This window comes from Deltaproteobacteria bacterium (assembly GCA_020848745.1).
In the GTDB taxonomy this organism is placed as follows: Bacteria; Desulfobacterota; Binatia; order UTPRO1; family UTPRO1; genus UTPRO1.
The window spans coordinates 1-9,301 of sequence record JADLHM010000081.1 but is presented as its reverse complement, the minus strand read 5'-3'; the positions used below and the strand labels follow the sequence as shown (position 1 = coordinate 9,301).

Sequence of the window (9,301 nt, the reverse complement as noted above, 5' to 3'; positions counted from 1 at the left end):
TGGGTCGTGGTGAACCTCGTGCTGTTCACGGTGCGCATGTCCGACGAGGCTCTGGCGCGGCCGATCTTCGGGATCGTCTACGCGGCGGTCGCGATCGGCGTGTCGAGCGGCTGCGTCGTGCTCCTCACGCGGAACCGCGCTCGGCTCACGTGACGGCGGCGGCGCGCCGCCGCCGCCGTCCCGACCAGACCGCATAGACCGGCATGCCGGCGGCGACGATCGCGAGGCCCGGCCAGGTGAAGCGCGGCTTCACGACCAGGAGATCGAGCATCACCGCGGCCGCGACGAGGATGTACGCGGCGGCGATGAGGCGGCGCCCCGCCGACGTCGGGCCGCCGAAGCGGAAGGTCGCGGCGACGGTCAGCACGTAGAAGAGGAGGGCGGCGACGATCACGTAGTCGAGAAGGTCGCTGTAGGTGCCCGTGATCGCCAATACCGACGCCCAGGCTCCCTGGAACGCGAGGGCGGCGGCCGGCGTCCCCGTCGTCGAGAGTCGACCGGCGGCGGCGAAGAAGAGGCCGTCTCGCGCCATCGCGTAGGACACCCGGGCGCCGGAGAGCACGAGGCCGTTCACGCAGCCGAAGGTCGAGACCATGATTGCGACCGCCATCGCGAGCGCCCCCCGCGGCCCCACCATCACCTCCATGACCGTGCTGCCGACGCGGTCGCGGTCGGCGTGCGCGATGCCGCGTGCGAGCGCGTCAGCGGCGGTGGGGGCGCCGAGCGCGGGAAGCACGACGAGGTAAGCGAGCGTCGCGGCCAGGTACAGGACGACGACCAGGCTCGTGCCGGCGACCAACGCCCGCCGGATGCTGCGCTCGGGGTCGCGCACCTCCTCGGCGGCGAACGTTACGTTGTTCCAGGCGTCGGACGAGAAGAGCGCGCCGACGATCGCGCTCCCGATCGCGGCGGCGATCGGCATGGCACCCTCCGGGCGGGCGAACGGCGCGCGGAAGTTCGCGGCAACCGCCTCGGCGGAGAAGCCGATCCCGAAGGAGAGCGCGACGAGCACGAGCAGACTCGCCACCTTGATGGTCGTGAAGAGGTTCTGGATGCTGCGGCCGACCTCGATGCCGCGGGCGTTGCCGAGCGTGAGGAGCGCGATCAGCGCGATCGCGACCGTGCGCTCGGCGGAGAGCGGACCGAGCGTCAGCACGTCGAGCGCGGGGAACGCGACCGCCGTGTAGCGCGCGAACGCCACCGCGACCGCGGCGATCGTCCCGGTCTGGATCACGAGGAACAGCGTCCAGCCGTAGAGGAAGCCGACGAGCGGGCCGAAGGCCTCGCGGAGGTAGACGTACTGGCCGCCGGCGCGCGGGAAGCGCGCGACGAAGTCGCCGTACAGCCAGGCGCCCGTGACGGTCATGGCGCCCGACAGCGTCCATACCGCGAGAAGTCAGCCGGCCGAGCCGAGGTCGCGCATCATCGGCGCCGCGACCAGGAAGATCCCGGAGCCGATCATCGACCCGGCGACGAGCGCGGTGGCATCCCTCGCGTCGAGCGCGCGATGGAACCGCCGGCCGCCGCCGTGGACGTCGTCTGCAGACATGAGGGTCCGCGGGTAGCACGGCGGCGCGTCGCCGGCGAGCGCGTGCGCCGAAACGGCCGGCGAAAATTGACTCCCTCCGGGGCCTCCGCTAGCCCCCGGGGCGGCATGTGGCCCGCGTTCTCGCCCGCCGAACTCGAGCTGCGCGACCGGGTGCGCGCGTTCCTCGTCGACGCGCTGCCGCCGCGCGGAGCGATCCCGGAGGACGGGTGGATCCACGGCTTCGACCCGGCGTTCTCCCGCCGCCTCGGCGCGGCCGGCTTCATCGGCATGACGTGGCCGACCGCCTACGGCGGCGCGGGGCGCAACTACGTCGACCGCGCCATCGTCACCGAGGAGCTGCTGCGCGCCGGGGCGCCGACGGCGGCGCACTGGGTCGGCGATCGGCAGATCGGACCCGCGCTGCTGGCGCACGGCACCGAGGAGCAGCGGCGCGAGATCGTTCCGCGGCTCGCGCGCGGCGAGCTCGTGTTCTGTCTCGGGATGAGCGAACCCGGCGCGGGCTCCGACCTCGCCGCGCTCTCGACGCGGGCGATCGACGACGGCGACGCGTTCGTCGTCGAAGGGCAGAAGGTGTGGACGAGCTTCGCGCACCACGCGGACTACTGCTACCTCGTCGCGCGCACCGACCCGGCGGCGCCGCGTCACCGCGGGATCAGCGAGCTCCTGGTCGACATGCGCCTGCCGGGCATTCGGGTGCGGCCGCTCGTCGACATGACCGGCGAGCACCACTTCAACGAGGTCTTCTTCGAGCGGGTGCGCGTCTCGAAGCGCTGGCTCATCGGGGAGGTCGGCCGCGGCTGGTTCCAGATCGCCTCCCAGCTCGACTACGAGCGCGCCGGGATGGAACGCCTGTTGAGCTACGCGCCGCTCCTCGCGGATCTCGAAGCGCACGTCCGCGCGACCGGACGGAGCGCCGACCCCCTCGTCCGCCAGCAGCTCGCGCGCTTCCACGGCGAGATCGCCGTCGGACGGCAGCTCATCTACCGCATCGCCTGGCAGCTCTCGCGGGGCGTGACGCCGACGGCGGACACGGCGCTCGCGAAGCTCTACGGCAGCGAGCTCGAACAACGCCTCGCGCGCTTCGCCGGCGAGGTCCTGGGGCCGTATGCGGTGCTCGCTCCGGGCGCCGAGGCGCCGCTCGGGGGCCGCGTCGCGCGCGCGATCGTGAACGCGCCCGCTCTCACCATCCGCGGCGGGACCGTGGAGATCCTCCGCAACGTCGTCGCGCAGCGTGGCCTCGGCCTGCCGCGCGCCTGACGCGACTCGTCATGCGTGCGCGCGTGCGGCGCGGGCCGGCGCGTCGGGTTGAAAGAGGGTCAACTGCTTGACACCAAAATTGCTTGGCGTTAGAAGCCGCGAGCTTGCCGAAAAGCGAGAAAACGTAACTATTTCTCCGCCTTCGCGACGTCTCGGGACGACGCGCACGCCCTGCCGCAAGGGTACGAAACGCTAGGGGGATTCGATGGCTCTCGATTACGAAGTTCCAGAGGACAAGCGTGCGCTCTACTGGCTCGGCGACCAGCTGATCGAGTGGCGCAATCCGGTGATGCTGGTCGTGCTGCTCGTCACCGGCCTCTTCGCGTACTGGACCTTCCAGCTGCGTCTCGTGACGAGCTTCGGCGACCTCGTGCCCCAGAGCCACGAGTTCGTGAAGATCCACAACAAGTACTCGGGCACCTTCGGCGGCGCCAACAACATCGTCGTCATGTACAGCGTCGAGGACGGCACGATCTTCACCAAGGAACACCTGACGGCCATCTTCAAGATGACCGAGGGGATGGACACGGTCTACGGCGTGAACCACAACCAGATCGAGTCCATCGGCCACCGCACGGTGCGCCACCTGAAGGTCGCCGCCGGCGGCACGCTGCGCGCCGAGCCCGTCATGCTGCGCGCCCCACAGAGTCAGGACGAGGTCGACGAGACCCGCCGCATCGTCCACAACGCCGAGAACGTCTACGGCTTGATCGTCTCCCTCGACGACAAGTCGGCCCTCATCCGCGCTAACTTCATCGAAGGACGCCTCGACTACAAGCGCATCTTCGAGGACGTGAACACCAAGGTGATCGAGCCGTTCGAGAAGGACGGCGTGAAGATCTACGCCGCCGGCGAGCCGCGCCTCTACGGCTGGGTCTACAGGTACTCGGGCGACGGCTTCTTCATCCTGGTCGTCACCTACTGCATCGAGTGGGTGCTGCGCTGGATGTACTTCCACGACTGGCGCGGCTCGCTGCGGCCGACGCTCACGGGCGTCATCGCGGCGTTCTGGGGCATGGGCTTCATTCATCTCATCGGCCTCGCGCTCGATCCGCTGATGCTGGTGATGCCCTTCCTCATCACGGCGCGCGCCGTGAGCCACGCGATCCAGATGCACGACCGCTACTACGAGGAGTTCGAGAAATCGGGCTGGCACAAGCGGCGGGCGATCGTCGCGGCCTTCGCCGAGCTCTTCGTGCCGACCTTCTCCGGCGTCATCACCGACGCCCTCGGCGTGCTCGTCATCATCCTGGTGCCGGTCATCATGCTGCAGAAGCTCGCGATCACGGCGTCGTGGTGGATCCTCGCCATCACGGTGTCGGAGATGATGCTGAACCCGATCGTGTACTACTATCTGAAGCCGCCCGAGCCTGAGCTCGTCGTGCTGCGCGAGCGCGGCGCCTTCCGCGCCTGGATCGAGAAGTTCACGCACGTCCTGATGTCGCCGATGGGCAGGCGCGTCACGTTGGCGTCGTGGGCGATCCTGACGATCGTCGGCATCTACTTCATGCGCGGCCTCACCATCGGCGACCCGACCTCGGCTTCTCCGCTCCTCTTCGAGAGCTCGCCGTACAACGTCTCCCACACCAAGATCCAGGAGAGCTTCGGCGGCGTCGAGCCGCTGATCGTGGTGTCGGAGGGGTACGACAAGGACGCGATGAAGGACCCGCAGGTGCTGCGCACGATGGAGAAGTTCCAGCGCGTGCTCGAGCGCGATCCGGACATCGGCTACAGCTTCTCGCTCGCCGACATCATCCGGGCGGTGAACCGCGTCTTCCACGAGCTCGAGCCGAAGTGGGCGGTCATTCCCGACAGCTGGACCGACATCGGCGGCCTCTTCTTCATCTTCTTCTCGGGCTCGCCGCCGACGGAGACCGCGAAGTACGTGGACCCGAGCTACACCACGGCCCACGTCACCTTCTTCGCGAAGAACCACCAGGGCGACAACATCCGCCGCATCATCCAGCGCTGCAAGATCTTCATCGCCGAGAACCCGATGGAGAAAGCGAGCTTCAAGCTGGCCGGCGGCCTGATCGGCGTGCTCGCGGCGGCGAACGAGGAGCTCGTCCGCAACGACATCCTGATGAACTTCCTCGGCTTCTTCACGATCTGGATCATCCTGCTCTTCACCTACCGCTCCTTCAGCTGCGGCCTCTTCCTCCTCGGTCCCCTCATCTGCTCCAACATCATCGTGAACGCGTACATGGCCGTGAACAACATCGGCGTGAACATCCACACGCTGCCGCTCGTGACGGTCGGGGTCGGATTCGGCATCGACTACGGCCTCTACATCGTGAGCCGCGTCATCGAGGAGATCCAGGTGAAGGGGGATCTGGTGGCGTCGGTGCGGGAGGCGCTGGTCACCTCGGGCAAGGCCGTGACGTTCACGGCGGTGACCATGATCGTCAGCACGGCCTTCTGGATCACCTCCAACATCCGCTTCAACGCCGAGATGGGCCTGCTCCTCGCGATCTGGATGGCGATCAGCTACGTCGGCTCGCAGACGCTGCTGCCGATCCTGATCCTGACGTTCAAGCCGAAGTTCATCTTGAGGGAAGCGAACCGCAAGGTCGCGGCGCCGGCGGCCGCGGCCAAGCGGGCGTAGGAGGACATCATGGAGCTCGGTCTATACAGCTCGATCGCGATCGTCGTCGGCTTCAGCATCCTCGTCATCGCGCTCGACGAATACGTCGCGAAGCCCATGCGGCACCGGCGTTGGGAAGCGCGTGCGGCGTCCGGCGACGCGGAGGCGCGCGAGCTCCTGCGGGTGGCGCGCTCGGCCAAGGTGAGCGAGGAGTGACGGGAGTTCCGCGAGGGGGCGGGCGGCGCGCGCGGTGACGCGGCTCCGCCTGCTTCGCATCGTCGGCATCGCGGCGGCATTCTTCGCCGCGTTCACGGTGTCGCAGGCCGTGACCGCCGCGCGGAACGCCGGGGAGACGGTCCCCGGCATCCACTTCGGCATCGCCGCCCTCGCGGTCTTCTTCCTCGTCGGCGCGTGGGCGACCGAGCAGACGCAGGGACCCGAGCAGAACGTCCGCAAGGACTTGCTCTGGGGGCTCGGAACGGGGGGGCTGGCGATCTTCGCCGATCGGCTGCTGTCCTGACGGATCGTCGGCCATCGACTCCGTCGCCCCACCTCGCATGAAATACTTTCGCGGCTCGTTCCTGGTCACGCTGCTCGGTCTCGTCGGGGGCGCGGCGCTCGGCTGGGAGATCCACGGGACGGTGGCGGGAACGCTCGGCACCACCTTCATCGTGGCCGTGCTCGCCGTTCTCGAGGTGTCGTTGTCGTTCGACAACGCCGTCGTGAACGCGACGGTGCTTCGCGAGATGGATCCGGTCTGGCGGCGACGCTTCATCACCTGGGGCATCGCGATCGCCGTCTTCGGCATGCGGATCGTCTTTCCGCTCGCGATCGTGGCGATCGTCGCCCGCATCGATCCGTGGGAAGCCCTGGTGCTCTCGGCGACCCGTCCCGACGAGTACTCGCACATCATCGAAAGCGCCCACGTTTCGGTGGCGGCCTTCGGCGGCGCCTTTCTGCTCATGGTGGGGTTCAAGCACTTCCTCGACGAGGAGAAGGACGTGCACTGGATCCCGGTGGTCGAGCGGCCGCTCGTCTACGTCGGGCGGGTCGAGGCGTTCGGCCTCGGGGTCGTGCTCTTCGCGCTCTGGGCGATCGCGGCGTGGCTCCCGGAGCACGAGCGCTATGGCTTCCTCGTTGCGGGAATCTTCGGCCTCCTCACCTTCATCGGGGTCGATGGCATCGCGGCGATCCTCGATCCGGCGGATGTGGTGGCGGGCGCCGCGACCCGCTCGGGCGCGGCGGCCTTCCTCTATCTCGAGGTGCTGGACGCGAGCTTCAGCTTCGACGGCGTGATCGGCGCCTTCGCGCTCTCGAACAACCTCTTCGTGATCGCGATTGGCCTGGGCATCGGGGCCATGTTCGTGCGAAGCTTGACCATCATGCTGGTCGACCGCGAGACGCTCACCGAGTATCGCTACCTGGAGCACGGAGCGTTCTACGCGATCATCGCCCTCGGCGTGATCATGTTCGTCGAGGCGGTGACACCGATCCCGGAGGTGGTGACCGGGCTCGTCGGGGCGGCCTTCATCGGCCTCTCGTTCTGGCACTCGCTGCGCGACAACCGACGCGAGGGCCACGCGTGAGCCTCGCCGCGCTGAGGAGGCTTCTGACGTTCCATCCGCGGGCGGTGCTGGTCGTCCTGCTCGCGCTCGCGATCGAGCTCGTGCCGCCGCCGTCGCTGGTCGTCCGTCACCGGCACGCGGGCGGCGGGACGGCGCATGTCCATGCCGGCCCCGTCGCGGGTGTCGTCCGCGACGCGCCCGGCGACGACGCGATCCGGACCCCGCTTGCGGGCCCGGGCCTCGTGTCCGCCGGAGCCTCCGCTCTCCATACGCACCTCGCGCCGCCCGCCGTCGTGGCGGCGCTGCCGTCGGTCGTGCCGCCGGCACCCGCGCTCGTCGTCTCCCCGCTGCCGCTTGCCGTGTCGTTGCCTGCGCCGGTTCTCGTTAGCCGGGCGACGCGGGCGCGCGCGCCTCCGCTGCGGGTCGCGTAGCCGCGACCCCTCCTCGGCCGCACGGACCGTTCGTCCGGGCGCGGAAGGTCGCGACTCGTCCCGACTCTCCGTGCGGTCGGCGGCCGGCTGCCGCGGACCGCGTCGCCCGTGATCTCGCCGCGGCGTCTCCGGGACGTCGTCGGCGCGTGCTTGCGTGGAGGTTCCATGTTGCGCCGCATCTTGTTGGCGGTGCTGCTCGTGCCGAGTGTGGCGAGCGCACCGGCCTTGTCCGTGTTCGCCGATACGGATGGCGATCTCGTTGCCGAAACGCCCGAGCCTTCCGACGGAGATCCTCGACCCGGATCGACGCCGGCGGCCGGCAACTCGGAGCGTCGGTGGCAGCTCCCCGAGACCGTGGTTCAGGCCGATCGCCCCATCACCGCCGCGTCGTCGCTGATCGTGCGCAGCCGCGACTTCTCCCTCCGGCCGATCCGCCGGCCGGCGGACATCCTCGAGGTGACGCCGGGCCTCGTGGTCGTGCAGCACGCCGGCGGCGGCAAGGCGAACCAGTACTATCTCCGCGGCTTCGACGCCGATCACGGCACGGACGTCGCGCTCTCGTTCGACGGCGTGCCGATCAACAACCCGAGCCACGCGCACGGGCAGGGCTATGCGGATGCGAACTTCGTCATCCCCGAGGTGGTCGAGCGCATCGAGGTCGACAAGGGGCCCTACTTCCTGGAGCACGGCGACTTCGCGACCGCGGGCGCCGTCGATCTCGTCACGAAGCGGGTGGCGGCGGAGAACACCGCGAGCTTCAGCGCCGGGCGCTTCGACCTCTTCCGCGGCGTGATCGTGGGCGGGCGCGAGTTCGGAGCCTTCCACACGCTCTTCGCGGTGGAGGGGGCCGGACAGAACGGTCCCTTCGACAATCCGGAGCACTACAACCGCTACAAGCTCTTCTCGCGCGCGGGATGGGCCGATGGCTCGTGGCAGGCGGATCTCACCTTCACGAGCTACCGCGGTACGTGGAACGCTTCCGGTCAGATTCCCCTCCGCGCCGTCCGCGCGGGAGAGCTCGATCGCTTCGGCTCGATCGACCCGACCGAAGGCGGCACGTCGCAGCGGCACCAGCTGTACGGGCGGACGACGTGGCGTCCCGACGAGGGCGAGGAAGCGAGCCTCCTCGCGTACGGCGTCTACTACGACCTCGACCTCTTCTCGAACTTCACCTTCTTCGCGCGCGACCCGGTGAACGGCGACCAGATCGAGCAGAAGGACAAGCGCTTCTTCGGCGGCGGCGAGGCGCGCTACGTCCGTCACGTCGCGTTCGGGGGCACGGACACGGCTTTCACCGGGGCCGTCGGGGTCCGCGGCGACCACATCGGCGAGCAGCTGAACTACACGGTCGAGCGCGACTTCCTGACCCGCCAGACCGACCACAACGTCGGGCAGGTGGACTCCTTCGCCTACGTGGGCGCCGACACCACGTGGACGCCGTGGCTGCGGACGATCGTCGGCCTCCGCTTCGACGACCTCCACTTCGACGTCGACAACAACCTGAACTCGACGAGCGCCCCCGACCTGACCGGGCAGGGGGTGGAGAACGACGCGATCTTCAGCCCGAAGGCGAGCATCGTCCTTTCGCCGCTTCCCGACCTCGACGTCTTCATCAACTACGGGGAGGGCTTCCACTCGAACGACGCGCGTGGCGTCGTGCGCGACGAGAATCCCGTCGACCCGAGCGCCAAGGCTCGGGGCGGCGAGCTCGGCGTCCGCACCCGGCTGTTCGACCGCCTCGATCTCGCGGCCGCGTTCTGGATGCTCGATCTCGACAGCGAGATCGTCTTCGTCGGCGACGAGGGCACGACCGAGCCGAGCGGCGCCACGCGCCGGATCGGCGGCGAGCTCGAGGTGCGGTACCGGATCCTCGACTGGCTCTTCTTCGACGTCGACTACACGCAGACGGTCGCGA

General features: G+C 69.0%; 8 protein-coding genes and 1 pseudogene. 8 read left to right on the top strand and 1 reads right to left on the bottom strand.

Features of this window, described 5'->3' with window-relative positions:
* Positions 1 to 153 (top strand): hypothetical protein (locus IT293_12370; protein MCC6765446.1); only part of this gene is annotated, 153 nt, incomplete at its 5' end.
* On the opposite strand, the pseudogene IT293_12365 reads toward IT293_12370, so the two are convergent.
* Positions 146 to 1,549, bottom strand: a pseudogene (locus IT293_12365) (amino acid permease). The gene IT293_12370 and the pseudogene IT293_12365 overlap by 8 nt on opposite strands.
* 105 nt (positions 1,550 to 1,654) lie before the next feature.
* Between IT293_12365 and IT293_12360 the strand changes: the two are divergent.
* The 7 genes from IT293_12360 to IT293_12330 form a co-directional block, all read left to right on the top strand.
* Entirely contained in the window at positions 1,655 to 2,806 is a 1,152-nt protein-coding gene (locus IT293_12360; GenBank protein MCC6765445.1) for an acyl-CoA dehydrogenase family protein, read from the top strand.
* 205 nt (positions 2,807 to 3,011) lie between these two features.
* Positions 3,012 to 5,411, top strand: coding sequence for an MMPL family transporter (locus tag IT293_12355; protein ID MCC6765444.1), 2,400 nt, complete (start codon positions 3,012 to 3,014; stop codon positions 5,409 to 5,411).
* A gap of 9 nt (positions 5,412 to 5,420) precedes the next feature.
* Positions 5,421 to 5,606 (top strand): hypothetical protein, encoded by a 186-nt coding sequence (locus tag IT293_12350; GenBank protein ID MCC6765443.1) that lies wholly within the window; start codon positions 5,421 to 5,423, stop codon positions 5,604 to 5,606.
* A gap of 34 nt (positions 5,607 to 5,640) precedes the next feature.
* On the top strand, positions 5,641 to 5,910 hold the full coding sequence (locus tag IT293_12345) for a hypothetical protein (GenBank protein ID MCC6765442.1): 270 nt from the start codon (positions 5,641 to 5,643) through the stop codon (positions 5,908 to 5,910).
* A 37-nt stretch (positions 5,911 to 5,947) separates the two neighbouring features.
* Positions 5,948 to 6,976 (top strand): DUF475 domain-containing protein, encoded by a 1,029-nt coding sequence (locus IT293_12340; GenBank protein MCC6765441.1) that lies wholly within the window; start codon positions 5,948 to 5,950, stop codon positions 6,974 to 6,976.
* Positions 6,973 to 7,386, top strand: a complete 414-nt coding sequence (locus IT293_12335; protein MCC6765440.1) for a hypothetical protein — start codon at positions 6,973 to 6,975, stop codon at positions 7,384 to 7,386. The genes IT293_12340 and IT293_12335 overlap by 4 nt, the downstream gene beginning before the upstream one ends.
* A gap of 165 nt (positions 7,387 to 7,551) precedes the next feature.
* Positions 7,552 to 9,301: TonB-dependent receptor (locus IT293_12330; protein ID MCC6765439.1), on the top strand; the 1,750-nt coding region annotated here is incomplete at its 3' end.

Coding starts and splice junctions, on each gene's coding strand:
- IT293_12340 (MCC6765441.1), top strand. CDS start 5,948: ATGAAATACTTTCGCGGCTCGTTCCTGGTCACGCTGCTCGGTCTCGTC.
- IT293_12350 (MCC6765443.1), top strand. CDS start 5,421: ATGGAGCTCGGTCTATACAGCTCGATCGCGATCGTCGTCGGCTTCAGC.
- IT293_12360 (MCC6765445.1), top strand. CDS start 1,655: ATGTGGCCCGCGTTCTCGCCCGCCGAACTCGAGCTGCGCGACCGGGTG.
- IT293_12355 (MCC6765444.1), top strand. CDS start 3,012: ATGGCTCTCGATTACGAAGTTCCAGAGGACAAGCGTGCGCTCTACTGG.